Here is a 26,190-nt window from a genome sequence, read left to right on the forward strand (position 1 = left end):
TAGGATACTTTGAAACTTTACTGTTGATCGACGGGCCTAGGCTACGGCTGGCCCCTCTTAACCAAGGTACACCGTACCTTGGTTGTTCGGTCCTGGTTCTTTTTATTCATCGGCTTATCCATTGTTTTTTAAACGTATTCATGAATGCTCTGCATTTGGGGCAATGCAAAAAAGAACAGGATTAAAAAAGGGAGATGGGGTGTTCTAAGGGTCTATGGAAATCACTGGGATGGGAATTGCTTCGCTTCCTTTAGTGGGTTCCACCCAAACATATTGAGAAGAAAAGGCCTGACCTTAGTGCATTGTTTTTTTAACTATAGATCCTGTTTAGGAAATCATTCATCAATAGAATGTTTATGAAAATGTGTTTCTAAGCCACTGGACCTAATGTTTCCAGTGTACGTAGAGCTTTTATGGCTTATGAATGCTGTTGGGAACAGGGAAACGGCCTATTTTTATTTTCGTAGTAAATCAAGGAGTTTTCACATGGGGCAAAGGTAGGCGCCCAAAGAGCATTTCACCCAAGTGAAAGCGGTCTGGGCGCTGCGGCTGTGGAAAGTCCGTGGATTTCAAGACAAGAAAAATCAGCCTAGCGTTTTTTGGTTCTTTTTAGGGCGATGCAAAAAAGAACAGGATTAAAAAAGGGAGATGGGGTAATCTAGGGTTTTACGTAATTCGATAGGATGGGAATTATGGTACTTCGCTCGGTGAGTCCCGCCGAATTCGATGTGGCATTGGTGGCCCGTGCCGATGGGAATTACCTCACTTTGTTCGGTGAGTCCCGCCCGAACCTATTGAAAGTGAAAAAGCCGGCATCTAATGCCGCTTTTTTGTCTTTACTTCGTTTAAGATGGTGAGAAAATAAAACGAATTTCCAATGGCGGGAATTACCTCGCTTTGCTCGGTGAGTCCCGCCCGAACATGTTGAAGTTGAAAAAGTCCTCATTCCATGAGGCTTTTTTGTTTCGTCCACCTTCACCCAAGCTAGCTTGGCTCAGTTACCGGAAACAAAAAAGTCCTGACAACCGTCAGGACTTTTTCAACTATCTGTACTCGAGGCGGGACTTGAACCCGCACGGCCTAATGGCCATTGGATTTTAAGTCCAACGTGTCTACCAATTCCACCACTCGAGCCTGTCTGCCCAAATAGGCATGACCGGATTAAAAAAAAACGCTGGCAAGCAGCGTTATTGGTGGGAAAACGGAATTTGAATACCGACTTCGAAAGTCGACATGATTCCAAATCCATTTATAAAACCCAGAGCGAAAAACGGGATTCGAATACTGACTCAAGGTCAGTACCTTGACATTCCGCAAGGCGGAATCGTCAATGGCCCGCGACCGAGGTCGCTGTAAAATGATTCGATAGCAATTACCCTTACTCTCTTTATAAAACCCAGAGCGAAAAACGGGATTCGAACCCGCGACCTCCACCTTGGCAAGGTGATGCTCTACCAACTGAGCTATTTTCGCATTTTAAAGAACTGCACATCGTTTTGGATGCGGATGCAAATTTAATACATTTCTATAAAAGGCAAAGAATTTCTTTCTAAAATATTCAAACCTTTATAATCTTTGAAATCTTCCTGTTTTCCAATGCCTCCCAAGTCTAAGAAGAGGCCTTCTTGTTCTTGCTGAGCAATCGTTTGATTTCGTTCAACTTCATCAAGGCCTCTACAGGGGTAAGGGTGTTGATGTCCAAATGGATGATTTCCTCCTTGATCTGTTCCAGTAAAGGATCGTCAAGGTTAAAGAAACTCAATTGCATGTCGTCTTCTACGGCCTGTAACTTGTCGGTCAACTCCTCACTTGAATGCGATTTTTCGAGTTTCTTTAGGATCTTATTCGCTTTGTGGATGACCTGTTGGGGCATACCGGCCATTTTTGCCACATGGATCCCGAAACTATGCTCACTTCCCCCCGGGGTCAATTTTCGTAAGAACAGCACCTTGTCTTTCAGCTCCTTTACGGATACATTGTAATTCTTGATCCGTTCAAAAGTCGATGCCATTTCATTGAGTTCATGATAGTGGGTGGCGAAAAGGGTTTTGGCACGGGCAGGATGCTCGTGGAGGTATTCCGATATGGCCCAGGCAATGGATATCCCGTCATACGTACTTGTTCCCCTTCCGATTTCGTCCAATAGGATCAGACTTCTTTCCGATAGGTTGTTGAGTATGGAGGCCGTTTCGTTCATTTCGACCATAAAAGTGGATTCGCCCATGGAAATATTGTCACTGGCACCCACCCGGGTAAAAATCTTGTCGACATACCCTATCTTAGCCGATGCCGCTGGTACGAAACTTCCCATTTGGGCCAATAATACGATCAAAGCCGTCTGTCGTAAAATGGCCGATTTACCACTCATATTGGGCCCCGTGATCATGATGATCTGCTGGTTTTCCCGATTGAGTACCACATCATTCGTGATATAGGGCTCCCCTAGGGGCAATTGCTTCTCTATAACCGGATGGCGACCTCCCAGAATTTCCAGTTCGGTGGAATCATTGAGCTGTGGTTCGTTGTAATCATTGCTTTTGGCCAATTGGGTAAAACCGCAAAGGCAATCCAATTGGGCAATTTGGTGGGCATTGTTCTGTACGGGTACGATATATTCCTGCATCCATACCACGAGCTGGGCGAACAGTTGTTGTTCTAGCTGTAGAATGCGCTCTTCGGCACCGAGTATTTTGGCCTCGTATTCCTTCAGTTCCTCGGTGATATAGCGTTCGGCATTGACCAAGGTCTGCTTGCGTATCCATGTTTCGGGAACCTTGTCCTTATGGGTGTTCCTGACCTCGATATAATATCCAAATACGTTGTTCGATGCTATTTTTAAGGAGGTTATCCCCGTTTTTTCGGTCTCCCTTTCCAACATCCGGTCCAAGTATTCCTTTCCGGAAAAGGCCAGGCCCCGGAGTTCATCAAGTTCCTCCGAATACCCTTCGGCAATGGTATGGCCTTTGAGTACGTTCACGGGAGCTTCCTCATTCACCATTTCCTTGATCTTGTTGCGCAACATATCACAGGAGTGCAATTGATCCCCGATCATTCGAAGCGCCTCATTCGGACAGTTTTTCGTCAGTTGTTTTATGGGGAGAATGGCTTCCAAGGAATTTTTCAGGAGGATGACTTCCTTCGGATTTATTTTTCCGGTGGCCACCTTCGAGATCAACCGTTCAAGATCCCCCATAAGTTTTATCGGGTGGCGTAATTTTTCGAAATCGCTTTCCTCCTTGATCAAATAGGAGATCACTTGATGGCGCCTTCGTATTTTTTCGATGTTCTTCAAGGGTAAGGCCAACCAACGTTTCAACATTCTGCCTCCCATGGGCGAAACCGTATGGTCGATGACTTCCAAAAGGGTTACGGCATTGGGGTTCGGGGAATGGTAGAGTTCAAGGTTTTTGATGGTGAATCGGTCCATCCAAATATACTCTTCCTCTGCAATGCGTTTTATGGTATTGATATGTTGCAATTGCCGATGTTGGGTCTCCGACAGGTAATGCAATACGACGCCCGAAGCAATGATCCCGTTCCCCAATCGATCGACGCCGAATCCTTTTAAGGAGTTGGTCTTAAAATGATTGGTAAGGGTTTCCAGGGCATAATCTTCCTGAAACAACCAGTCTTCGGTAAAAAAGGTATGGTAACGGTTGCCGAATAGGGATTGGAATTCCGATTTATGGGATTTGGAGACCAAAATTTCATTGGGCCCCAGGTTTTGGAGCAATTTATCCACTTGTTCCTCATTGCCTTCGGCCATCAAAAATTCACCCGTGGAAATATCCAAAAAAGAAACCCCCAATACTTTTCGGCCAAAATGGACGGCACAAAGGAAATTGTTCGTTTTGGCGTTCAGGATGTCATCGTTCATCGCAACCCCTGGGGTCACTAACTCGGTAACCCCGCGTTTTACGATGCTTTTGGTGAGTTTGGGGTCTTCCAATTGGTCGCAAATGGCCACCCGTTGCCCGGCTTTTACCAATTTTGGCAGATAGGTGTTCAACGAATGGTGGGGAAAACCGGCCAATTCGGTACGGTCGCCCCCATTATTCCGATGGGTTAGGATAATACCCAATATCTTGGAAGCCTTTACGGCATCTTCCCCAAAAGTTTCATAAAAATCCCCGACCCGAAATAGCAACAAGGCATCAGGATATTTGGTCTTGATGGTGTTGTATTGTTGCATTAAAGGAGTGACCTTCTTTGTTTTTTTCTTAGCTGCCAAAAGCGAATTTATTAGTTTATTTTTGTGCCCGATCCAATAAAAACGAAATGTACGGTTTTTGATAGGGTTTGGAAATGATTGTTGATATTTTCGGAAAAGTTTTACGACCCGAACAGGGTTGTAAAGGATAAGATAGGAGAACTATGCGTAAGTTAAGGAACGAGGAATTGGACCGCTTGGATATTGAGGCTTTTAAGGAAGCGGAGAAAACCCCCTTGGTCATTGTATTGGATAATATACGGAGTTTGAACAATATTGGCTCCGTTTTCAGGACGGCAGATGCCTTTTTGGTCGAGAAGATTTATCTCTGTGGCATTACCGCCACCCCGCCACATAAAGATATTAGAAAGACGGCCTTGGGGGCCACGGAGAGTGTTTCTTGGGAGTATTGTAAGGATACCTTGCAACTGGTGGCCGCTTTGAAGGCCGATGGGTATCGGATACTTTCCGTAGAACAGGCCGAGAACGCCACCTTGCTACATCGGTTTGCGGTAGATAAAACGGCAAAATACGCCCTTGTGTTTGGCAATGAGGTAAAGGGGGTCGACCAGGAAGTCGTCAGTGCCAGTGATGGCGTTTTGGAAATCCCACAATACGGTACCAAGCATTCGTTGAACATTTCGGTAAGCGCTGGGGTCGTGATCTGGGACCTTTGGTCAAAGTTCGGAAAATAAAAGACCCTGATGGGTGCATCAGGGTCTTTCGGATATAGAGTTTGAGCTAGTCAGTTGCTGGTTAAGCGGCACTAATTAATGAAAACATAAGGTCATACACAAGTAATATGTGAAATATTTCTTAAAATTTTAAGTCCAGTGCAAAATCCTGGATTTTGGAGATAATGGTCTTATAATCTTCGGAACGGGCCACAAAATCCAATTCCCCAACATCTATGATAAGGGTATTTTGGTCCGGATAACTCTTGAAAAAGTCGAAATACCCTTTGTTGATCTTGTTCAAGTAGTTGGCTTCAATGCTTTGTTCGTAGGCCCTTCCACGTTTTTTGATGTTTTTGAGCAGTCTTTCCGTAGATTGGTAGAGGTAAATATAGATTTTAGGTTTCTGTACCTCTTTGTACATAAGGTTGAAGAGTTTGCGGTAAAGTTCGAACTCATCGTGCTGTAAGGTGACTTGGGCGAATATCAACGATTTGTAAATATCATAATCACTGACCATGAAGTTCTTGAAAAGGTCGAACTGGGAGGTATCATCGGTGAATTGTTGGTAGCGGTCGGCCAAAAATGACATTTCCAACGGAAAGGCATAACGCCCCTGGTCTTCGTAGAATTTGGGTAAAAAGGGGTTGTCTGCAAATCGCTCCAAGACCAATTTCCCATTAAAGTCCTCGGCGATTTTATGGGCCAAGGTGGTTTTTCCTGCCCCGATATTCCCTTCAATGGCCATAAAACTAAGGTCTGAGAATAACGCCTTTCTGGACTTATAGAGCTTATGGGGCGTCTTTTGTATACGGCTTTTGTCCCTACATTGCTGTATCAGGTTACGGGTATCCTTGCCAAGTACCGGATGGTAAAACTGTGGGGCAATATCGGCAAGCGGTAATAGAACGAATTTCCGTTCCTGTAGATTGGGGTGGGGAATGGTCAGGACATCGGTTTGCACGGTCTCGGCCCCGTAATAAATAATGTCGATATCAATGGTCCTCGAGGCATACCCTTCATCCACGGTACGCTTACGGCCCAATCTTTCTTCGATGGATAGGGTTTTTTCAAGGATTTGATCAGGGGCCAAATGGGATTCCACAAGGATGCAGGCATTTAGGAAATCTTCCGCATCGAATCCCCAGGACGCACTTTCATACACTTTGGAAATGGCGGGTACGGGGCCAATTTCGGAATGGATATGAAATATGGCGTTTTGTAGGTTTTGCAGGCGGTTACCGAGGTTACTGCCGATAGATATGTAGACCTTTTTAAGTTCGTTCATAATATTAGGGCAAAGTAAACAAAACAATTTCACTTTGGTTATCTTTGAAGCTTAATAATAATATGACATAAATGAAATTTTTGAGGAATCTTTTGGCGGCCATACTGGGGTGTTTGATTGCTTTCGGAATCGTGTTCATCATGTTTGTGATGTTCGTAAGCCTTGTGGGAAGTGCCGATGAAAGTGTCGTGGTCAAAGGGAATTCCGTTTTGGAATTGCAATTGCAACAACCGGTGAATGATTATGTGGGGGACAATGAGTCCGATCCGTTTGCTGGCTTTTTGGGGAAGGCACAAGGGTTGGACGAGATACTCCATGCCATTGCGGTCGCCAAGACCGACCCGGATATCAAGGGGATAAGTATCAATAATAATTTTTTGCTTACCGGACTCGCACAGACCCAGGAATTGCGTAAAGCCCTGAGCGATTTTAAGGAAAGTGGAAAGTTCATCTATAGTTATGCCGATTATTATATGCAGAAAGATTATTACTTGGCTACGGTGGCAGACTCCATATTCCTGAATCCGGTCGGGGGAATGGATTTTAAGGGACTATCTTCCGAAGTATTGTTTTATAAAGACCTGCAGGAAAAAACCGGGGTCAAGATGGAGGTCATCCGCCATGGAAAATATAAAAGTGCCGTTGAGCCCTTTTTGGCCAATGAGATGAGTGATGCCAACAGGACCCAGATCAAGGAATTGTTGAACTCTTTATGGAACACCATGGTCGCCGATATTTCCGAAGGACGTAACCTTAGTGAGGCCAATGTGAATGTCATCGCGGACACCCTAGGGGGGAGGTCCCCGAAGTATGCCAAAGCCTCCGGGTTGATAGATGGTATTCTCTTCTATGACCAATATATGGATAAACTACGGTTCGCATTGTCCTTGGGTAAAGATCAGGAGGTAAATAGGGTATCGGTAATTGATTATACCAAACGTTCGAATAAGAAGGCCATTTATAAAGGGGATGACAAAGTCGCCGTGATATACGCCCAAGGGGAAATATTATACGGGGAAGGAGGACAGGATGTGATCGGTCAAGGGATTATCACCGGAGCCTTGAATAAGGCGGTGGATGATGACAAGGTAAAGGCTATCGTACTCCGGGTCGATTCCCCGGGCGGAAGCGCCTTGACCTCCGATATTATTTGGAGGGAGATTGAGTTGGCCAAGGAGCACAAGCCCGTTGTGGTTTCAATGGGTAATGTTGCCGCATCGGGCGGTTATTATATTGCTGCCGGCGCGGATAAGGTCTTTGCCGAACCCACTACGATCACCGGTTCCATAGGGGTTTTTGGGACGATTCCGAATATCAGCGGATTGGCCGATAAAATCGGGGTCAATGCAGAGCAGGTGGGTACCAATGAAAATTCCATGGGGTATTCCGTTTTTGAACCCATGACCGATAATTTCAGGAGTTTGATAACCCATGGTATCGAAGAAACGTATGAAACCTTTTTGGATCGCGTGGCCAAAGGACGTAAAATCACCGTCGCACAAGCCGATAGTATGGCCCAAGGTCGTGTCTGGAGTGGGGTAGATGCCAAGAGATTGGGGTTGGTCGATGAATTGGGTAATTTGGATGATGCCATTGCCGCTGCTGCCGAGCTGGCCGGGGTCACGTCCTATAGGGTGAGGAAATTCCCAAAATACAAATCGGGTTTTGAACGGTTTATGGAAGATATGGCTACCGCAAAAACGAACGTCATTCAGAATATGGTAAAGGAGGAAATTGGGTTGGAGACCTACGATATCCTGAAGCAGATGAAATCTGCGATGGAACAAGAAGGAATCCAGGCCAGGATGCCTTTTGTATTGGATATAAAATAGTTTATGGTCCTGAAGGATAAAAAGCTGGCCTATAAAGTATATCTTTATTTGGGTGCCATGTTCATCACCTCTTTGGTGGTGTCTAACCTGATTTTTCAAAAGTTTTTTTATTGGAAACCGTTTGGGGACTTCAGTATATTCGGGGCGAACCTTTTTGAGATTTCGGTAGGAATTTTGCCTTATCCCATCACTTTTTTGATTACAGACCTTATTTCCGAGATTTTTGGAAAGAAAAAGGCCAATCAAATTGTTACGGCAGGCATTTTCGCTTCCTTTTTTTCCATGGGAATCGTCTTATTGGCCGATGTCGTCCCGGCCATCGAAAACTCTCCCGTGAACAATGCCACTTTCAGCAAGGTGTTCGCGCTTTCGCCCATAGCCGTATTGGCGTCGATGTTGGCCTATCTGTTTGCACAATACGTGGATATTGCCATTTACCATTTTTGGAAGCGAGTGACCCAAGGCAGGCATCTATGGCTCCGCAATAATTTTTCGACCTTTTTGTCGCAATTCATAGATACCTTTACCGTCGTAAGTCTGTTGTGTCTGTTCAAAGTATTGCCATGGAGTATGTTTTATGGCTTGGTTGTCAGTGGTTTTCTGTTTAAGGTTTTAATCGCCTTTCTCGACACCCCTTTTTTATATTTATTCGTATATCTATTAAGAAAAAGATTCGGATTGACAATTGGGCAGGAAATAAATTTGGAAGCATAAAATATTCTCTAGGTCCGTGAGTTATATTCCTAAACGATAAGCTATTGTATGATGAAAAAGAAAATCCTAAAAATATTTGGGGCTGTTATGTTGCTCTTTGTAGGTGTCCTTGTGGCTGCACCATTCATTTTAGAGGCCAAAATCGGCGACATTCTAAAGGGTAATGTCAATGATAACGTGAATGCTACCTTTGATTTTTCAGAGGCAAAATTAAGTCTGATCAAGAGCTTTCCCAATGCGGAAGTAACCTTGAACGACGTTTCTTTTGTCAATAAGGCCCCTTTTGAGGGGGATACCCTTTTTGGGGCCAAGGAAATAGCCTTGAAAATGGGAATGGGGGAACTCTTCAAGGGTTCGGGTGAAGCGATCGGCATTAAGTCCCTGACCGTTGATGGCGCCTTGGTGAATGTGAAGATAAATGCTGAGGGTAAGGCCTCCTATGATGTCGGGATGGCCGGCGAGGAGGAAGATACGTCAGGGGAATCGGCTGCCGAAAGTTTTACGCTGGACCTGCAATCCTATGAGATTACAAATTCCAAGATCATCTATGATGATCTGGCCGGGGGCATGACCTTGGTCTTAAGTGAATTTCAGCACAAAGGGTCGGGAGACTTAAGCTTGGCGAAATCGGAGTTTGATACGACTACCGAGGCTTTGGTCTCATTTTCGATGGATAGTACAAAATACCTCAACAATAATAAGGTGAAACTCGATGCTTTGATAGGGGTGGATCTTGAGGAAAATACATACACCTTTTTAAAAAACGAAGCCACGGTAAATCAATTGCCTTTGGTATTTGATGGCTTTGTAAAGCTCAACGATACCAATCAGGAGGTAGCTATCAATTTCAAGGCCCCTTCCTCGGATTTTAAAAATTTCCTGGCCTTGATCCCTGAAGAGTATTCAAAGAGTATAGAAAATGTGACCACTACCGGGGAGTGTACGGTGGAAGGGGAGTTCAAAGGTATTGTCGACGATGTTCATATTCCTGCCTTTAGGGTAGCGATAGCTTCGGAAAATGCATCGTTCAAATATCCCGACCTGCCCAAAACGGTCAAGAATATATATTTGGACATAACATTGAACAATACGACGGGTATTACGGCGGATACCTATGTGGATATCAAAAAGATATCCTTTATGATCGATGGGGATACGTTCAACCTTTCTTCGAAGATCACGGATCTTTTGGGGAATACCAAGGTTAGCGCCCATTTGGACGGTATCATGGATCTCGCCAATATATCCAAAGCATATCCCCTTCCGGAAGACATGAAGCTTTCCGGGAAGTTGAATGCCGATGTGACCACGGCCTTCGACATGGCCTCTATCGAGAATGAACAGTACGGGAACACCAAGACCTCGGGGAAAATGCAACTCAGCGATTTTGAATATAGCTCCCCGGAATTGAAGAACCCGGTGCGATTAACAACGACATCCATGACCTTTAATCCGGCTACGGTTACCTTAAACAGGTTGGAGGGCAGTACGGGACAGACCGATTTTAATGCGAAAGGGACCATTAACAACCTTTTGGGCTTTATGTTCAATGACGAAAAAGTCGAAGGTAATTTCGATGTGGCTTCGACTAAGTTCGTGGTCAGCGATTTTATGACCACTGTCGATACGCCGGAGGCCGAGGGGGGATCTGGTACGGAAGAACAATTGAAAATCCCTTCGTTTTTGGATTGCACGATCAATGCCTCGGCAGGTACGGTAATATACGATAACCTAACCTTGAAGGATGTGAAGGGTACCTTAAGGATCGCCGATGAAAAAGCAGCACTTAAGAATATGACGTCTTCACTGTTCAATGGGAAAGTATCTTTTGATGGAGAAGTGTCCACTAAGGATGAAACATCCACCTTTGCCATGAAATTGGGAATGGATCAACTGGGTATTTCCGAGAGTTTTCAATCGATGGCATTGTTGAAGGTGTTGGCCCCCATAGCGAGTGCCATTCAGGGAAAATTGAATTCCGATATCGAATTGTCCGGTTATTTGAACAGCGATTTCACCCCCGATCTGACCACCATCACCGGTAATATGTTGGCTGAATTGCTATCGACCGAGATCAATACGAGTCAGGCCCAGGTCCTTTCTGCCTTGGACAGTAAGTTCGATTTCATCAATTTGGATAAATTGGACCTTAAAGGGTTGAAAACGGCCCTTTCGTTTGAGAAGGGTATAGTAAAAGTAAAGCCGTTCACCTTGACCTATGACGATATCGCCATAAAGATAGATGGTAGCCATTCGTTTGATAAAAAGCTGAATTATACGGCCACCCTCGATGTTCCTGCCAAATATCTGGGGAGCGAGGTAAATGGGCTCATCGCCAAGATCGATGATAAGGAATTGGAAAACCTCACCATTCCGGTAATCGCTTCTATCGGAGGTAATTTCACGAGTCCTGAGGTGACTACCGATTTGACTTCCGGGGTAAAAAGCCTCACTACGAAATTGGTAGAGGTGCAAAAACAGAAGTTGGTCAACCAAGGAAAGGCCAAGGCCAATACACTGATCGGAAATATCCTAGGCGGAGGAAACGCAGCGGAAAAAGATACCGCAACAACTTCCCAAAATGGGACCCAAGAAACGGTCAAAGGGGTTTTGGGTAATGTATTGGGGAGTGGTAGTTCAAAAAACGATACCACCACCCAAAAAAGCGACACCACCGCTACAACAACCAAAAGCAAGGTGAAGGAAGCGACCAAGAATATCCTAGGGGGCTTATTGGGAGGAAAAAAGAGCACTGAAAAAGATTCGGTCAACTGATGGTTACCGAAACAAAATAGCCCTCACTGCCACGAACGTTAAAAACGGTGTTGTCGTTGAAAATGAGGTATTGTCCTTTTATACCGGTCAAAACGCCTTTGTAACTCGGCGTTTTGGTCAAATTAAGGCTTTTGACCTTGTTGGGGTATTGCAATACGGGAAACTCCATATGGGTTTCTTGGTTGTTTGCTATAAAATAGGCCTTGGCTTCCTCGGGAATATAGGGTTCCAGTTTATTGCGCCAAGTGACCAGATCCTCATCATCGACATTGTTCGTCAGCATTTTACGCCAGTTGGTCTTATCACCGATATGGTCCTTTAAGGCAACTTCGGTAATGCCGGCCAAATACCTATTGGGGACTTCGACGATTTCTATGGCCTCATGGGCGCCTTGGTCTATCCATCTGGTAGGTACTTGTGATTTTCGGGTAACCCCGACCTTGATGTTGCTCGAATTGGCCAAGTAAACAATGTGGGGCTGCAGCTGTACCTTTTTCTCATAAGCGAGATCCCGATCTTCCTTGTCGAGATGTGCCGTACTCAATTCCGGCCGCATGATCCAATCCCCTGCCGTAGGGGTTTCAAAAAAACAGGATTTGCAAAAACCTTGTCTGAAAATAGGCAAATCCTCCCCGCAATTCAAGCATTGGTATTTTAAGAAATCTATTTGGAAATTTCGGTTCAATACTTGGTTTACATTTAAGAAATTGTCTTCAAAAAGCATGTAATATTGAATGGGACGTGCCATTTCGGTCTCCATTTTTCGTAGTACTCCCTGGTAGTGCATAAAAGAAATTCTTATTCGATGTTCTATTTGAAAATGATAACTATATACGTTAATTTTAACTTGTTAAAGATACCCAAAAAATGCCGATACCACTGTTTAATTCCATTGCAAGCTGGTTGCTTAAAAAACGTTATCACCAGATAGAGCTCTTTTTGAAATACCCGGCAGAAGTGCAAGAGGAGGTGTTGCATCAATTGTTGGATATTGCCGAGGATACTGAAATCGGGAAGACCTATGATTTTGAGTCGATGACGAATTATTCGGACTTTCGGCAAAGGGTGCCCATCATCTCCTATGAGGAAATGGAACCGATGATCGAACGTACGCGAAAAGGGGAGCAAAACGTTTTCTGGCCCACCTCGATCAAATGGTTCGCAAAAAGCAGCGGCACGACAAATGCAAAAAGTAAATTCATTCCGGTAAGTTCCGAAGCTTTGGAAGATTGTCATTATAAATCGGGGAAAGATCTTTTGTGTCTTTATTTGAATAACAATGAAAACTCCCAACTGTTCACCGGAAAGAGTTTGCGGCTTGGGGGGAGTAAGGAACTGTACCAGGACAACGATTCGTTCTTTGGGGATTTGTCCGCTATCTTGATCGATAATATGCCCCTATGGGCAGAATTCAGCAGCACCCCTAGTAATAAGGTGTCGCTAATGAGTGAATGGGAAAGCAAGCTCAGGGCCATTATCCATGAAAGTTCCCAAGAGAACGTAACGAGTTTGGCGGGAGTGCCCTCATGGATGTTGGTGTTGTTGAACAATGTACTTCAGGAAACGGGGAAAGACAATCTGTTCCAGGTATGGGAGAACCTCGAGGTATATTTTCATGGAGGGGTAAGTTTTGTCCCATATAAGGAGCAGTACCAGAAATTGTTGCCGCGAAAGAATTTCAGGTATTATGAGATTTACAATGCTTCAGAAGGATTTTTTGCGATACAGGACAGGAACAATGCCAATGACCTACTGTTGATGCTCGATTACGGTATTTTTTATGAATTTATCCCGATGGAAACGCATAATACCGAAGAACAGCGGGCGATACCCCTCTGGGAGGTTGGGCTGAACAAGAATTATGCGATCGTTATTACGACCAATTCGGGACTGTGGCGCTATAAAATTGGGGATACCGTGCGGTTTACCTCTATCAACCCCTATCGTATCCGTATCACTGGGCGAACCAAGCATTTTATCAATGTTTTTGGGGAGGAGTTGATCATTGAGAATGCCGAAGAGGCCTTAAAACGTATTTGCTCCAAAACAGGAGCGGCGATCAAGGATTATACGGTGGCGCCCATTTTTATGTCGGGAAAGGAAAAAGGGGCCCATGAATGGATCATCGAATTTAGGAGGGCACCGGAGGATCTCGATTATTTTACCGAAGTATTGGATAATGCCCTCAAAGCCCTGAACTCCGATTACGAGGCAAAGCGCTATAATAACATCACCCTGAAAATGCCCAAGGTACACGCGGCTCGGGAAAATCTGTTCTACGACTGGCTGAAATCGAAAAATAAATTAGGGGGGCAACATAAAATTCCAAGATTATCGAACAAAAGGGAATATATCGAGGAATTGCTTCAAATGAACCAATAAATGAGGTTTTTACAAATGAATGGTGGAAATTGGTTAACACACAGACCTTTAACTAAACCATTTTACCACCATGGCAGAACGACTTGTGGTCATATCCGATATGTGGGGCGCCAAAAAAGGCGTTTGGGCCACTTCTTATTTAGTGTATCTTCAACAGTATTTTAATATAAGCTATTATGATAGCCAACAATTGGCCAACTTGGATGCCTGTGTCGATTGTACCGATCAAGAACTGAAGGATGGTTTTGATCATGGGGGTATTGAAACGGCAATCGGACAATTGAGGCAGAAGGAAAAAATACCGGCACGTTATCTGACGTTCGGAGTGGGAGGGGAAATCGTCTGGAAGGCCATTTTGAAAGGACTTCCCGTAAAATCATTATATGCCGTTTCTGCCCACGGTTTACCTTTTGAAGGCCAACGGCCTAAAATACCCGTTCGCTGGGTATACGGGGCTCTTGATGCGGATAAGCCATCGAGTGCACAACTTGTTCGGATGCAAAGGTATGTCGAAATCGTCCAAGGCTTTGGACAGGATTTGTATACAGACGATACGATCATCAAGAAAATCGCCAAAAATCTTTTATCCCTGGTGACGCATAAAACAAATGGAACGACAAAAGTCGTCCAAATTAAGAAACCGCTTTTAGTTTCTTAATGGTCTCAAAGGATAATTTGTTCTCGGCATAGGGCTTGGTCACCTTGAATTCAGTTTCCCCGTTACTTGGCATTTCGAACATGGCATCGGTGAATATGGCCTCACATAAAGAACGTAGGCCCCTTGCCCCCAATTTGTATTCAACGGCTTTTTTTACGATGTAATCCAAAGCCTGATCGGTTATGGTGAAGGTGATATCATCCATAGCGAACAACTTTTCATACTGCTTTATGATCGCATTTTTGGGTTCGGTCAAAATAGATCGCAGGGTTTTTTCATCCAAGGGGTTCATATAGGTCAATACGGGCAACCTACCTATAATTTCGGGGATAAGCCCAAATTCTTTTAAATCTTTAGGGATGATGTATTGAAGGATATTGTCTTCGTCTATATGTTCATCGGCTTTGGAAGCACTATAACCTACGGCTTGCATGTTCAGTCGTTTGGTTATGGCCCGCTCGATACCGTCGAAAGCCCCACCGGCAATAAAAAGGATGTTTTCGGTGTTTACCTCGATGAATTTTTGATCGGGGTGTTTTCTGCCTCCTTTAGGGGGGACATTCACTACCGTACCTTCCAATAATTTTAAGAGGCCTTGTTGTACACCTTCCCCGGAAACATCCCTGGTTATCGAAGGGTTGTCACTCTTTCGGGCAATTTTATCTATTTCATCAATAAATACGATACCGCGTTCCGCTTTTTCAAGGTTGTAATCGGCGGCCTGTAACAAACGGGTCAGGATACTTTCAACGTCCTCACCGACATAACCTGCTTCGGTAAGCACCGTGGCATCGACTATGGCTAAAGGGACGTTCAGCATTTTTGCAATTGTTTTTGCCATCAGGGTCTTTCCGGTTCCTGTTTGGCCCACCATGATGATATTACTCTTCTGGATCTCTATATCGTCTTCCTTGCTACTGGGTTGCAACAATCTTTTATAATGATTGTACACCGCAACCGACATTACTTTTTTGGTCTGTTCCTGCCCAATGATGAAGGTGTCTAGAAAATCCTTGATCTCCATAGGTTTCTTCAAAACCAATTCTGAAGACAGGTCATTGTTTTTTGCTTGATTGGACTCTTCGGCTACGATGCCATGGGCCTGTTCAATACAACGGTCACATATATGGGCATCCAAACCTGCAATCAAAAGATTTGTCTCCGGTTTTTTTCTTCCACAAAAAGAACATTCTAAATTTTCCTTCGCCATAGTAATATTTTTCTATCCAATAGAACGATAGAATTCGTGTTTTGGTTCATCGCCTATAAAACAAAGGCGCTTTTTTTAAGGGTTTGTCGCTTTTAGTTCTTTTCCCTTACTAAAATCTCGTCGATCATCCCATATTTCTGGGCTTCCTCGGCTTTCATCCAGTAGTCCCGGTCACTGTCTTCTTGGACTTTCTCCAAGGTTTGTCCGGAATGCTGGGAAATGATCTCATAAAGCTCATCCTTTAATTTAAGGATTTCCCTAGCCGTAATTTCAATATCACTGGCTTGTCCTTGCGCACCACCCATGGGTTGGTGGATCATTACGCGGGAATGGGTAAGGCCACTGCGCTTCCCTTTTTCCCCTGCACATAATAAAACCGCGCCCATTGAAGCCGCCATTCCTGTACAGATGGTCGCCACATCGGGTTTGATGAATTGCATGGTGTCATAAATGCCCAAACCTGCATAAACGCTTCCACCTGGGGAGTTGATGTAGATCTGGATGTCTTTGGAGGCATCGGCACTTTCCAAAAACAACAATTGGGCCTGTACGATGTTCGCTACCTGGTCATTGATGCCGGTTCCCAAAAAAATGATCCTATCCATCATCAATCGGGAGAATACGTCCATGGCTATGGCGTTCAATTGCCTTTCCTCAATGATATTTGGTGTCATGTTCATAGGGTACATGCTACTCATGATCTTATCATAATACATGCTATTGATTCCCTGATGGTTTATTGCGTAATTCTTGAACTCTTTTCCGTAATCCATGTGGTTCTTCTTCAATATTTTAGATAAAAAAGGTGCCGAAAACAACGCTTCGGCACCGTAAAGATACTTATTTTAATGAGACCTTTGAAGCTAAGAATTTTGCTTTTTGACCCCAATATTATCCGTAAACTTCCTTGACAAAGTTTTTATAGGTAACTTCTTTGGTCTTTAAATTGACTTTTTCCTTGTACAGGTTAAGCAATTTTTGGCTCATCAATTGCTCTGAAAGTCTTTTTACCTCATCTTGGTTCCCCAATACACGGGCAGCTATATTGTCCAATTCCTCTTCTTGTGGGTTCAATTGACCGAATTGTGCCATTTGGGTCTTGATGAATCCTTTGGCGAATTCCTTTAATTCGTCAAATTGGATTTGGATATCGTTGTCTTTGATGATTTTCCCTTCGATCAATTGGTAACGAAGTCCCTTTTCCGATTTTTCGAATTCTTCACTGGCTTGATCATCCGATAAGGGCTCTTCTCCTGTCATTTTGATCCATTTGGTCAAGAATTCGGAAGGGAGTTCGAATTTGATGTTATCAATGAAATTTTCAGTAACATCGTTCAATAGCTTTTGATCGGCTTGTTGTTCAAATTGTTTTTCGGAATCTTCCTTGATACGATCTTTCAATTCCTGTTCCGATTTGATGACATCCTTACCGAAAAGTTTGTCGAACAATTCCTGGTCAAGGGCCGCAGCTTCCCTTTCATTGATTTCCTCAATGGTGAAAGACACTTCGATATCCAAGTCTTTGGCTTTTTCCTGTGAAAGGCCCAATACACTTGATAGTAGGTAATCTTCCTTAAAAAGATCTTTGGTGGCAAGTACGACTTCATCACCGACTTTTTTGCCTATGAGGGCTTTAAGGGCTTTTTTGCTTTTGATCTTATCGAGCTCTAAAGTGGTTTTGTTTTCGATGGCTTCCGCCTCATTCTTAAACGTACCGATAACCTCGTAATCCTCGGCGATTTCCGTTTGGCTTACCAATTTGCCATATTGTTTTTGAATACGCTCTATTTGTTCGTCGACCATTTCATCATCGGCAATGATTTTGTAGTGCGTAATCGCTTTTTTGGTGTGTAAAGGAACTTCGAAAGCCGGGGCAAGTCCCAATTCAAATTCGAAATTCAATTGCTCATTGTCCCAATCGAAATTGTCCTGTTGTTTTGGTAGTGGATTGCCCAAGACATCCAATTTTTCCTCGGTAAGGTATTTGTTCAGGTTGTCTTGGATCAGTTTGTTGACCTCATCGACCAAAACCGCTTTACCATATTGTTTTTTGATCAAGCCCATGGGTACATGGCCTTTTCTGAATCCGGGGATGTTCGCCTGTTTTCTGTAATCTTTTAGGATACTTTCTACTTTGTCCTGGTAGTCTTCCTTGGTAATGGCAACCTTTACGACTGCGTTTAGATCGTCAATTTGCTCTTTCGTAATATTCATTTCTGTATCTTAATTTTGCATGCTTCCTTCCTTTTGTTCGCTTGGGCAAACGGGAAGAAGGGGATTGTTTTTTTTCATGTTCCCCCAACGAAAAAATTTATGGGGGCCTTCCTTTCGTTTTTTACCATTAATTAAAATGGGATGCAAAAGTAGTATATTTTAAACACCCGAGCAACTTTTTAAGTCCCTGTATTCCAAACGGTAAATCGTTTTTATCGGTCTTCTTTCAATAAAGAAAAAAGTATCGATTGCAAAAAGGAAAGTAGAAGACTGAATAAAAGGGCCCACCAAAGGTTGTCAACCGAAAATCCGGTGATGAGATTATCGGCCAATAATATGATGATGGCATTGATGATCAACAGGAAGAGTCCTAGGGTCAAAATGGTCACCGGAAGGGTCAATATCACCAAAATCGGTTTTACGATAAAGTTCAATAGACTCAGTACGATAGCCACGATTATGGCTGTAGTATAGGTGTCAACGTCAACTCCGGGTAATATTTTGGAAAGTATGACCACGGCCAGGGCGCTAAGGAGGATGCGTAAAATAAGTTTCATATGGTTTTTTTTTGATAAAGGTGCCGGGGCCTCCCAGCACCACTAAAAGTATAAAATTAATTTCTATTAATTATAATGTAAAGTGGGTCTTATAGGTTGTTCATCGCGACCAAAAATACGCAATGGCCATGGGTAGCTGTATAATGGTTGCCTTTGCTTAGCGTTGTCGGGGTCGGATGGAAAAGACCCAAGCCAGATTGGAATCAGGCAAATACGATCAAGTGGATGCAGGGTCAGGATTGGATAAAGTCGATCGTTTTGTTGAAAAATTGTTCCGGATTTTCGGCATGTAACCAATGTCCTGCGTTATCGACCATTTCTATTTTGGCGTTTGGAGAATGCCTTAGGATGGTCTCATTGTCGGCAGGGGTAATGTATTCCGATTTTTCGCCCCGAAGAAAAAGGGTGGGTCCGTTATATTGGTCCATGGCACTTAGATGCTCCCCGATCTCCTCCATCTTATTGCTGAGTACCTTTAAATTGCATCGGAAGGCCAATTTTCCTTTTTCGGCCCAATAAAGGTTTTTAAGTAAAAATTGCCGAATGCCGAATTCAGGGATGTATTTGCCCAATTCTTTGTCGGCTGCACCTCTTGAGGCTATTTGGTCGAAATCCAATCGATTTAGGCCATTGATGATGTATTGGTGGTGGGGCGGGTAATATTTGGGGGCAATATCCGCCACGATCAATTTGCCGAGAAGGGATGGGTAGCTCATTGCGAACTGCATGGCCGTCTTACCGCCCATCGAATGCCCTAATACAATTACTTCCTTTAAGTGGTGGTGGTCGATATATTTTTTCAGGTCTTCGGCAAGGATGTCGTAATTGAATTCTTCAGCATGGAAACTTCGTCCATGGTTGCGTTGGTCTATCAAATGTACCTGTAGGCCTTGTTTGGCGTATTGGGTACCAAGGGTTTTCCAATTATCGGACATTCCCAAAAAACCATGCAAGATCAAAAGCGGTTGTCCCGCCCCTAAAATATTGGAGTGTAAGATCGGGTTCATCGCAATTTGTTCAAATACATGTTCACAACATTTTCCAAGCCCAAGTAGAGGGCTTCGCAGATCAAGGCGTGACCGATGGAAACTTCCAAGAGGTTGGGGATGTTTTCTTTGAAATATTTGACGTTTTCCAAACTTAGGTCATGGCCGGCGTTGATGCCCAATCCCAACTTTGAGGCGGTTTCGGCGGCTTTTATAAAAGGATCAATGCCTTTAAGGTTGCCATTGGTGTAGGCCAGCGCATAACTTTCTGTGTAAAGTTCGATGCGATCCGTACCTGTTTCCGCAGCCCCTTCCACCATCTTGGTGTCGGCATCTACGAAAATAGAGGTTCTTATATTGTGTTGTTTGAAAGTCGCTATCACGTCTTTTAGGAAATTCTTGTTCGCAAGGGTGTCCCAGCCGGCGTTGGATGTAATCGCATCGGTGGCATCGGGTACCAAGGTAACTTGGGTCGGTTTTACTTCCAAAACCAAATCCATGAATTTTTGGATGGGGTTGCCTTCGATATTGAACTCCGTTGTGACTATTTTTTTCAAATCCCGGGCATCCTGATACCTGATATGTCTTTCATCGGGGCGGGGATGAATGGTTATTCCTTGGGCCCCAAAAGACTCTATGTCCTTGGTCATCTTCAGTAGATCGGGGACATTGCCACCCCTTGCATTTCTCAAAGTGGCGATTTTATTGATGTTTACGCTAAGCTTGGTCATTGCGATTTTAATGGTTTTTGCAGTGCAAAAATACAAAATAGGCATGCCTTTTGATGTATTTAATTAGTATTTTGCGTATTATTTTAAGCTATGAGGATTCAAACACACATTATTACAACGATACCCGTCTTTGAGGTCAAGGAGCCTTTGGAGAAATTGGTCCAATTTTTTATGGAGAACACGTATTCCCATGTTGCCATAATGAATGAGGGGCAGTTTTTGGGCGTGTTCAGTGAAAATGATCTGGAGCACTTTAGTGTAGACAAGAAAATAGAGGATTTTAAATATAACCTGGAATCGTTTTTTGTCCGTAAAGATACGAGCTGGTTCGATGTGCTTGAGGCCTTTGCCAGGAATGAGGCCAACTTGGTTCCTGTTCTGGGTGATAAGAACGAAGTGCTAGGATATTATGATATTACCGATATCGTGGGGGTTTTTATCGAGATGCCCTTTTTTACGGAGCCTGGAGGTATCTTGGTCATCGCCAAGGAAATCAAGGGTTATTCGTTCAGTGAAATCGTACAGATCGTTGAAAGTAACAATAGTAAGTTCATAGGGGGGTTCATTTCGGAAATGAACAATGAAGAAGTGCAGATTACGATTAAGATAAGTGGAAATAACATGACCGAGGTTCTGCAGACGTTCAGACGATATGATTATAACATCATTTTCGGGAATGTCGATGATCGGTTCATTGATGACTTAAAACAAAGGTCGGACTATCTGGACAAGTATCTGAACGTATAACGGTAACAATCGGGGCCGTCTGCCCTGGAAATCGAAAATTTCAATAAACACCTATTGAAAACAAAAGGCTACTCGATAGGGATACTTATATTTGCACAACGATAGGTCTGATTGTCGAAAATCCAATAAACAAAAAGAAATGAAAGTTGCCATTTACGGACAGGTGTATCATACTGATGTCTTGGGATATGTGGGGGAACTCCTGGATGAGCTTAAGAAGCATTCGGCAACGGTCGCCATTGAAGAACGTTTTAAAGAACATTTGTCCCAAAGTTTGGATGTCGGGAGTTATGGGGCTTATAACGAAACCCAAGGTCTTGATCGTTCTTTTGATATGTTCGTCAGTTTTGGGGGCGATGGTACCATCCTAAGGGCAACTACTTTTGTGCGTGATTTGGGAATACCTATCGTAGGGGTGAATACGGGTAGGTTGGGATTTCTTTCCACCTTTAAGAAAGAGGACGTCCGAAAAGTGGTTCAGGCATTTTTACAGGGGGAATATACCATCGTGGAAAGAAGTCTGGTCGAAGTTAGGGAAGGGGTCAAGGAAGAGGAGATCGGCGGTCTCAATTTTGCATTGAACGAAATCGCCATAAGTAGAAAGGATACGACTTCCATGATCACGATAGAAACCTATCTTAATGGGGAGTATCTGACATCGTACTGGGCCGATGGCTTGATCATTTCGACCCCTACGGGTTCCACGGGTTATTCGTTGAGTTGCGGTGGCCCGGTAATCGTTCCTACGGCAAAATCATTGGTGTTGACCCCTATTGCACCGCATAACCTCAATGCCAGGCCGTTGGTCATATCGGACGATACGATAATACGGTTAAAGGTTTCGGGTAGGGAGGACCAACACCTTGTATCGTTGGATTCCCGTATTGCGACCGTGGCCAATGGTACCGATATTGAGGTGAGAAAAGCGAACTTTACCATTAATATGATTGAGTATACTTCGGAAAGCTTTTTGAAAACCCTTCGTAATAAATTGTTGTGGGGGGAAGATAAGCGTAATTGACCCAAGTAAAACAAGCATTGGAAAACAATATTTAGCTTCAAATGTTGTTTATCATGTGGGAACATGCATATTATCCAATTGAGGTTTAGATCATAATTTGGTGTAAATTTGCAAACTTTGTAGAATTTATGAAGTATTACTTTTTTTCAATGCTTTTCTTTCTTTGTGTGGCGCTAAGTGCACAAACTTATGAAATCGGGGCTTTTGTCGGTGGCGCCAATAATATCGGCGATGTGGGTAGGACAACTTTCATAGCACCTTCGGATGTGGCCTTTGGGGGATTGTTCAAATGGAATAAAAGTAAAAGATATGCTTGGCGTGCTAGTTTAATTTATGGTAAATTTACGGCCGACGATTCAAAATCCGATATGGCTGCCAGGCAACAAAGGGGATATGTAGTGGACAACTCCATTTTTGAGGCTTCGGCAGGTTTGGAGTTTAACTTCGTGGAATATAATCTGCATAAAATAGGTCCGGCTTTTACGCCTTACCTCTACACGGGGTTTACCTATTTCAGGTATGATTATGATTATATCGATGCGGGGCAACAGTTGAGTCTTGATCAAAAAGATGGCTCTTTGGCCATTCCTATGATCGTAGGGGTTAAAATGAGATTGAATCAGTTCTTGGTTATTGGGGCAGAAGTGGGGGCGAGATATACCTTTACGGATAATTTGGATGCCAGTAATCCTGAAAAGTCGAATATCAATCAACAATTGGATGTTGATTTTGGGAATATTTTTAGTGATGATTGGTACGTTTTCTCCGGGGTAACCTTAACCTATACCTTTGGTAGGAAACCATGTTCCGATTGTTTTGAGTAAAATAAAATGGAAACAATTGAAGAAATCGATGACCAAAAAATGCCTAGGCATATCGCCATTATCATGGATGGTAATGGTAGGTGGGCCAAAAAAAAAGGCAAACTAAGGGTTTTTGGCCATGAGAATGGGGTTACGACCGTAAGGCGAACCGTTGAGAGTAGTGTAAAGATAGGTCTCGACTATCTTACCCTGTATACCTTTTCTACGGAAAATTGGAACCGACCTAAATTCGAGATAGATACCTTAATGAGGCTTTTGGTCAACTCCCTGAAAAAGGAACTTGAGACGTTCAACAAGAATAACGTACGGTTCAATACCATAGGGGATATTAAAGCCTTGCCGAAAAATGCCTATCAAGAACTTTTGGAGGTAATGGAAAAAACCAAGGAAAACACGGGTATGACCCTGACTTTGGCACTTAGTTACGGGGCTCGGGACGAAATGTTGCACGCCGTTAAACAGATTGCGACCAAAGTTAAAAATAATATAATTTCTCCCGAAAATATTGACGAAACCATTATTAATAACCATCTTTACACGCACAATTTGCCAGATGTAGACTTGCTTATCCGAACTAGTGGAGAACACCGGATAAGTAATTTTTTATTATGGCAAATAGCATACGCGGAATTATATTTCATAGATGTATTTTGGCCAGATTTTAAAGAGCATCATTTAGTAAAGGCTATAATAGATTACCAGAACAGAGAACGAAGATTTGGAAAAACTAGCGAACAACTCAACTAGCGATATGAAAAGGTTCATGTCCCTTGAACCACTGATCACTTTCTTATTACTTTTTATCGTAACAATTACCTCGGCACAAGATGTATCTTATGAAGATGGTAAAAAATATATCTTAGGCGGCCTTGAGGTTACAGGGCTCCAAAGTTATAATGAGCAGACGGTAAAAACCTATACCGGTCTGCGGGTAGGTCAACCAATTACCTTGCCAGGGGAGCAGATCAGCGCGATTATCAATAAACTTTGGGGATTGGAACTTTTCACCGACATCGACTTTTATGTCACCGATGTCCAAGACGAAAAGGTTTTCCTCGAATTGCACATTATCGAACGTCCTACTTTGTCCAAAGTTAAAATGAACGGGGTAAAGGAAAGGAAGGTCGAAGAGATCTTAAAGGATACCGATCTTAAGAGGGGGAAGAAGATTACCGAAAGTCTTATCGCCAATAGTAAGAATTACATTCAGAACCAATTCAAGAAGAAAGGATACTTGAACGCCAAAGTCAATATCATCACGGCGGTCGATACTTCGGCCACCAATGCGCGTAGTATGGTCGTAAACGTTGATAAAGGGGACAAGGTAAAAATAAAGGATATCGTTTTAGAGGGGAATGAAAAGATGAAGGCCAAAAAATTACTTAAGGCCTTAAAGAATACCAAGAAAAAGCAATTGGGTCGGTTTTGGAAAAAATCCAAGTACATTGAGGATGATTATGAGGACGACCTAACCCTCTTGGTCGATAAATATGCCGAAAATGGGTACAGGGATGCCCGTATACTTTCCGATACCATCATTAATGTGGATGAAGATAATATCAAGATAAAGATCAAGGTAGAAGAAGGAAACAAATATTATTTCGGGGATATCGATTTTGTGGGTAACAGTGTGTATCCCGACCATATATTGAGTAGGGTTTTGGGAATCAAGAAAGGGTCTACCTATAACGGGGTACTCTTGCGTGAGCGTATTGCCGATGATACCAAACCGGATGCCAATGATGTAACCAGTCTATACCAAAACAATGGATATCTTTTTTCAAGCATCAACCCGGTAGAGGTTTCGGCGGAAAATGACACGATCAATTTTGAGATTCGGATTGTCGAAGGTAAAGAGACCTTTTTGGATCATGTGACGATCAATGGGAACAGTAAAACCAATGATCACGTTATTTTCAGGGAATTACGTACCCGTCCTGGTCAAAAGTATAGTAAATCGGATATTATCAGGAGTATCCGTGAGTTGGGTCAACTTGGTTTCTTCGATGCCGAGCAGATCCAACCAGACATCATAAACCCAAAGCCCAATGAAGGTACTGTCGATTTGGAATATAGCCTTGTGGAATCGGGCTCGAGCCAAATAGAACTCCAAGGGGGTTATGGCGGTGGAGGTTTCATCGGAACTTTAGGTCTTTCGTTCAGTAATTTTTCATTGCGGAATATATTCAATAAGGAAGCTTATAAACCGGTACCTATGGGTGATGGTCAGAGTTTTGCCGTACGTGTGCAGGCCAGTAAATCCTATAGGGTGTATAGTTTGAACTTTTCAGAGCCGTGGTTGGGCGGTAAAAAACCGGTCCGTTTCAATTTGTCATTGTCCCAAACCAAACAGTTCAGCTCGAGCTATTCAAGTTCGGGGACGATAGAGGTGGATAAGGATCGTGGATTCTCGATTACGGGAGTCTCTGCCGGATTGGCCAAAAAAGTTCAATGGCCCGATGATTACTTCGTGGTTTCCCATTCGTTGGGATACCAGCGATATGAATTCAACGATTACAACTTGGGCTTGTTCAACTTTGGAAACGGAAGTTCCAATGCCATTTCCTATACCTTGGGTATTTCCAGGAATGCTACCTTGGGAGGCACCATATTTCCAAGGGGAGGTTCCAATTTTGAGATAACGGGTAAATTTACCCCGCCATATTCCTTATTCAGTAATAAGGATTATAGGGAGTTGAAGGAAGAAAGTGAGGAACTTACCGAATTGAGTTATACGGAGGGGCTAAGCAGCGAGGAGTCGGATCGTTTGGAAGAAGTGGATCAGGAACGATTCAGATGGTTGGAATATTATAAGGTAAAATTCAAAGGGGATTGGTATACGACCCTTGTTGGGGATTTGGTTCTTAGGACCAATGCCGAATTTGGTTTTCTTGGAAGTTATAACAGTTCGGTAGGTGATGTGCCTTTTGAGCGTTTCTATATTGGGGGTGACGGTATGGGGAATTATACCTTGGATGGAAGGGATGTCGTTCAGCTGCGAGGTTATGATGAGCAGGCATTGACCCCGGTAAATTCCGATTCCGGTTCGGTTGACGGGGCCTTGATTTATAATAAATTTTCCATGGAACTGCGATATCCACTTACTTTGAAACCTTCAGCCTCGATCTATGGCCTGGCATTTTTAGAAGGGGGTAATGGTTTCAACAATTTTCAGGATTTTAATCCGTTTGAAATAAAACGATCGGCTGGAGTGGGGCTGCGAATATTTATGCCTGCGTTTGGTTTGCTGGGAATTGATTTCGGTTATGGATTTGACCAAAGTTACAGTTCAAGTTCTTCAGGGCCAAGTGGATGGCAAACACACTTCATTATCGGCCAACAGTTTTAATTTAAGAATCGGACCATT

At 43.3% G+C, this 26,190-nt stretch carries 21 protein-coding genes and 2 tRNA genes; 12 read left to right on the forward strand and 11 right to left on the reverse strand.

The window, feature by feature from the left end:
• Window positions 1–683: 683 nt before the first annotated feature.
• Window positions 684–857 (forward strand): hypothetical protein, encoded by a 174-nt coding sequence (locus PHU20_RS06575; protein WP_274824567.1) that lies wholly within the window; start codon window positions 684–686, stop codon window positions 855–857.
• Window positions 858–1,050: 193 nt separating this feature from the next.
• Here PHU20_RS06575 and PHU20_RS06580 read toward each other — a convergent pair.
• The 3 genes from PHU20_RS06580 to mutS all read right to left on the reverse strand — a co-directional run bounded on the left by PHU20_RS06580 (window position 1,051) and on the right by mutS (window position 4,192).
• A tRNA-Leu gene (locus PHU20_RS06580) sits at window positions 1,051–1,134 on the reverse strand.
• Between the two features lie 266 nt (window positions 1,135–1,400).
• Window positions 1,401–1,473, reverse strand: a tRNA-Gly gene (locus PHU20_RS06585).
• A 136-nt stretch (window positions 1,474–1,609) separates the two neighbouring features.
• The gene (mutS, locus tag PHU20_RS06590; protein ID WP_274825169.1) at window positions 1,610–4,192 is read right to left on the reverse strand and encodes a DNA mismatch repair protein MutS; all 2,583 of its coding nucleotides are present in this window, start codon (window positions 4,190–4,192) and stop codon (window positions 1,610–1,612) included.
• 182 nt (window positions 4,193–4,374) lie between these two features.
• Here mutS and PHU20_RS06595 point away from each other — a divergent pair, with 182 nt between their 5' ends.
• Window positions 4,375–4,905 carry an RNA methyltransferase gene (locus tag PHU20_RS06595; protein WP_274824568.1) on the forward strand — a complete coding sequence of 177 codons (531 nt, stop codon included), beginning with the start codon at window positions 4,375–4,377 and terminating at the stop codon, window positions 4,903–4,905.
• 121 nt (window positions 4,906–5,026) lie between these two features.
• On the opposite strand, the gene folK is transcribed toward PHU20_RS06595, so the two are convergent.
• Entirely contained in the window at window positions 5,027–6,172 is a 1,146-nt protein-coding gene (gene folK / locus PHU20_RS06600; protein ID WP_274824569.1) for a 2-amino-4-hydroxy-6-hydroxymethyldihydropteridine diphosphokinase, read from the reverse strand.
• A 71-nt stretch (window positions 6,173–6,243) separates the two neighbouring features.
• Here folK and sppA point away from each other — a divergent pair, with 71 nt between their 5' ends.
• The 3 genes from sppA to PHU20_RS06615 are packed head-to-tail and all read left to right on the forward strand — an operon-like array spanning window position 6,244 to window position 11,493.
• Window positions 6,244–8,004: a signal peptide peptidase SppA gene (sppA, locus tag PHU20_RS06605; RefSeq protein WP_274824570.1), complete on the forward strand. Its 1,761-nt coding sequence runs from the start codon at window positions 6,244–6,246 to the stop codon at window positions 8,002–8,004.
• A 3-nt stretch (window positions 8,005–8,007) separates the two neighbouring features.
• Complete coding sequence (locus tag PHU20_RS06610; protein WP_274824571.1) at window positions 8,008–8,718, forward strand: queuosine precursor transporter; 711 nt, start codon at window positions 8,008–8,010, stop codon at window positions 8,716–8,718.
• A gap of 48 nt (window positions 8,719–8,766) precedes the next feature.
• Window positions 8,767–11,493: an AsmA-like C-terminal region-containing protein gene (locus PHU20_RS06615; protein WP_338040883.1), complete on the forward strand. Its 2,727-nt coding sequence runs from the start codon at window positions 8,767–8,769 to the stop codon at window positions 11,491–11,493.
• On the opposite strand, the gene PHU20_RS06620 is transcribed toward PHU20_RS06615, so the two are convergent.
• The gene (locus PHU20_RS06620; protein ID WP_274824572.1) at window positions 11,486–12,280 is read right to left on the reverse strand and encodes a DUF2797 domain-containing protein; all 795 of its coding nucleotides are present in this window, start codon (window positions 12,278–12,280) and stop codon (window positions 11,486–11,488) included. The genes PHU20_RS06615 and PHU20_RS06620 overlap by 8 nt on opposite strands.
• A gap of 80 nt (window positions 12,281–12,360) precedes the next feature.
• On the opposite strand from PHU20_RS06620, the gene PHU20_RS06625 reads away from it, so the two are divergent.
• Window positions 12,361–13,875: a GH3 auxin-responsive promoter family protein gene (locus tag PHU20_RS06625; RefSeq protein ID WP_274824573.1), complete on the forward strand. Its 1,515-nt coding sequence runs from the start codon at window positions 12,361–12,363 to the stop codon at window positions 13,873–13,875.
• Window positions 13,876–13,945: 70 nt separating this feature from the next.
• Window positions 13,946–14,533, forward strand: coding sequence for a hypothetical protein (locus PHU20_RS06630; protein WP_274824574.1), 588 nt, complete (start codon window positions 13,946–13,948; stop codon window positions 14,531–14,533).
• On the opposite strand, the gene clpX is transcribed toward PHU20_RS06630, so the two are convergent.
• The 6 genes from clpX to PHU20_RS06660 form a co-directional block, all read right to left on the reverse strand.
• Window positions 14,508–15,743, reverse strand: a complete 1,236-nt coding sequence (gene clpX, locus PHU20_RS06635; protein WP_274824575.1) for an ATP-dependent Clp protease ATP-binding subunit ClpX — start codon at window positions 15,741–15,743, stop codon at window positions 14,508–14,510. The two genes, PHU20_RS06630 and clpX, sit on opposite strands and share 26 nt — an antisense overlap.
• A 92-nt stretch (window positions 15,744–15,835) precedes the next feature.
• Window positions 15,836–16,516 carry an ATP-dependent Clp endopeptidase proteolytic subunit ClpP gene (gene clpP / locus PHU20_RS06640; protein WP_274825171.1) on the reverse strand — a complete coding sequence of 227 codons (681 nt, stop codon included), beginning with the start codon at window positions 16,514–16,516 and terminating at the stop codon, window positions 15,836–15,838.
• 118 nt (window positions 16,517–16,634) lie between these two features.
• Window positions 16,635–17,957, reverse strand: coding sequence for a trigger factor (gene tig, locus PHU20_RS06645; RefSeq protein ID WP_274824576.1), 1,323 nt, complete (start codon window positions 17,955–17,957; stop codon window positions 16,635–16,637).
• 212 nt (window positions 17,958–18,169) lie between these two features.
• Window positions 18,170–18,514, reverse strand: coding sequence for a phage holin family protein (locus PHU20_RS06650; protein WP_274824577.1), 345 nt, complete (start codon window positions 18,512–18,514; stop codon window positions 18,170–18,172).
• 233 nt (window positions 18,515–18,747) lie between these two features.
• On the reverse strand, window positions 18,748–19,521 hold the full coding sequence (locus PHU20_RS06655) for an alpha/beta fold hydrolase (RefSeq protein WP_274824578.1): 774 nt from the start codon (window positions 19,519–19,521) through the stop codon (window positions 18,748–18,750).
• The gene (locus PHU20_RS06660; protein ID WP_274824579.1) at window positions 19,518–20,231 is read right to left on the reverse strand and encodes a pyridoxine 5'-phosphate synthase; all 714 of its coding nucleotides are present in this window, start codon (window positions 20,229–20,231) and stop codon (window positions 19,518–19,520) included. The genes PHU20_RS06655 and PHU20_RS06660 overlap by 4 nt, the downstream gene beginning before the upstream one ends.
• A 90-nt stretch (window positions 20,232–20,321) precedes the next feature.
• On the opposite strand from PHU20_RS06660, the gene PHU20_RS06665 reads away from it, so the two are divergent.
• From PHU20_RS06665 to PHU20_RS06685, 5 genes are all read left to right on the forward strand, one after another.
• The gene (locus PHU20_RS06665; RefSeq protein WP_274824580.1) at window positions 20,322–20,978 is read left to right on the forward strand and encodes a CBS domain-containing protein; all 657 of its coding nucleotides are present in this window, start codon (window positions 20,322–20,324) and stop codon (window positions 20,976–20,978) included.
• Window positions 20,979–21,117: 139 nt separating this feature from the next.
• The gene (locus PHU20_RS06670) at window positions 21,118–21,999 is read left to right on the forward strand and encodes an NAD kinase (RefSeq protein ID WP_274824581.1); all 882 of its coding nucleotides are present in this window, start codon (window positions 21,118–21,120) and stop codon (window positions 21,997–21,999) included.
• A gap of 128 nt (window positions 22,000–22,127) precedes the next feature.
• Window positions 22,128–22,823 carry a type IX secretion system protein PorG gene (porG, locus tag PHU20_RS06675; protein ID WP_274824582.1) on the forward strand — a complete coding sequence of 232 codons (696 nt, stop codon included), beginning with the start codon at window positions 22,128–22,130 and terminating at the stop codon, window positions 22,821–22,823.
• A 6-nt stretch (window positions 22,824–22,829) separates the two neighbouring features.
• Window positions 22,830–23,570, forward strand: a complete 741-nt coding sequence (locus PHU20_RS06680) for an isoprenyl transferase (protein WP_274824583.1) — start codon at window positions 22,830–22,832, stop codon at window positions 23,568–23,570.
• A 4-nt stretch (window positions 23,571–23,574) separates the two neighbouring features.
• Window positions 23,575–26,172, forward strand: coding sequence for a BamA/OMP85 family outer membrane protein (locus tag PHU20_RS06685; protein WP_274824584.1), 2,598 nt, complete (start codon window positions 23,575–23,577; stop codon window positions 26,170–26,172).
• Window positions 26,173–26,190 lie beyond the last annotated feature (18 nt).

The sequence above is a fragment of the Maribacter polysaccharolyticus genome (assembly GCF_028882255.1).
GTDB lineage: Bacteria > Bacteroidota > Bacteroidia > Flavobacteriales > Flavobacteriaceae > Maribacter_A > Maribacter_A polysaccharolyticus.

Excerpts from the sequence above, each read along its gene's own strand:
- PHU20_RS06665 (WP_274824580.1), top strand. The coding sequence starts at position 20,322 with ATGAGGATTCAAACACACATTATTACAACGATACCCGTCTTTGAGGTC.
- PHU20_RS06680 (WP_274824583.1), top strand. The coding sequence starts at position 22,830 with ATGGAAACAATTGAAGAAATCGATGACCAAAAAATGCCTAGGCATATC.
- PHU20_RS06610 (WP_274824571.1), top strand. The coding sequence starts at position 8,008 with ATGGTCCTGAAGGATAAAAAGCTGGCCTATAAAGTATATCTTTATTTG.
- PHU20_RS06650 (WP_274824577.1), bottom strand. The coding sequence starts at position 18,514 with ATGAAACTTATTTTACGCATCCTCCTTAGCGCCCTGGCCGTGGTCATA.
- PHU20_RS06660 (WP_274824579.1), bottom strand. The coding sequence starts at position 20,231 with ATGACCAAGCTTAGCGTAAACATCAATAAAATCGCCACTTTGAGAAAT.
- tig (WP_274824576.1), bottom strand. The coding sequence starts at position 17,957 with ATGAATATTACGAAAGAGCAAATTGACGATCTAAACGCAGTCGTAAAG.
- PHU20_RS06685 (WP_274824584.1), top strand. The coding sequence starts at position 23,575 with ATGAAAAGGTTCATGTCCCTTGAACCACTGATCACTTTCTTATTACTT.
- PHU20_RS06620 (WP_274824572.1), bottom strand. The coding sequence starts at position 12,280 with ATGCACTACCAGGGAGTACTACGAAAAATGGAGACCGAAATGGCACGT.
- mutS (WP_274825169.1), bottom strand. The coding sequence starts at position 4,192 with ATGCAACAATACAACACCATCAAGACCAAATATCCTGATGCCTTGTTG.
- PHU20_RS06595 (WP_274824568.1), top strand. The coding sequence starts at position 4,375 with ATGCGTAAGTTAAGGAACGAGGAATTGGACCGCTTGGATATTGAGGCT.
- PHU20_RS06655 (WP_274824578.1), bottom strand. The coding sequence starts at position 19,521 with ATGAACCCGATCTTACACTCCAATATTTTAGGGGCGGGACAACCGCTT.
- sppA (WP_274824570.1), top strand. The coding sequence starts at position 6,244 with ATGAAATTTTTGAGGAATCTTTTGGCGGCCATACTGGGGTGTTTGATT.
- clpX (WP_274824575.1), bottom strand. The coding sequence starts at position 15,743 with ATGGCGAAGGAAAATTTAGAATGTTCTTTTTGTGGAAGAAAAAAACCG.
- porG (WP_274824582.1), top strand. The coding sequence starts at position 22,128 with ATGAAGTATTACTTTTTTTCAATGCTTTTCTTTCTTTGTGTGGCGCTA.
- PHU20_RS06625 (WP_274824573.1), top strand. The coding sequence starts at position 12,361 with ATGCCGATACCACTGTTTAATTCCATTGCAAGCTGGTTGCTTAAAAAA.
- PHU20_RS06575 (WP_274824567.1), top strand. The coding sequence starts at position 684 with ATGGGAATTATGGTACTTCGCTCGGTGAGTCCCGCCGAATTCGATGTG.
- folK (WP_274824569.1), bottom strand. The coding sequence starts at position 6,172 with ATGAACGAACTTAAAAAGGTCTACATATCTATCGGCAGTAACCTCGGT.
- PHU20_RS06615 (WP_338040883.1), top strand. The coding sequence starts at position 8,767 with ATGATGAAAAAGAAAATCCTAAAAATATTTGGGGCTGTTATGTTGCTC.
- PHU20_RS06630 (WP_274824574.1), top strand. The coding sequence starts at position 13,946 with ATGGCAGAACGACTTGTGGTCATATCCGATATGTGGGGCGCCAAAAAA.
- PHU20_RS06670 (WP_274824581.1), top strand. The coding sequence starts at position 21,118 with ATGAAAGTTGCCATTTACGGACAGGTGTATCATACTGATGTCTTGGGA.
- clpP (WP_274825171.1), bottom strand. The coding sequence starts at position 16,516 with ATGGATTACGGAAAAGAGTTCAAGAATTACGCAATAAACCATCAGGGA.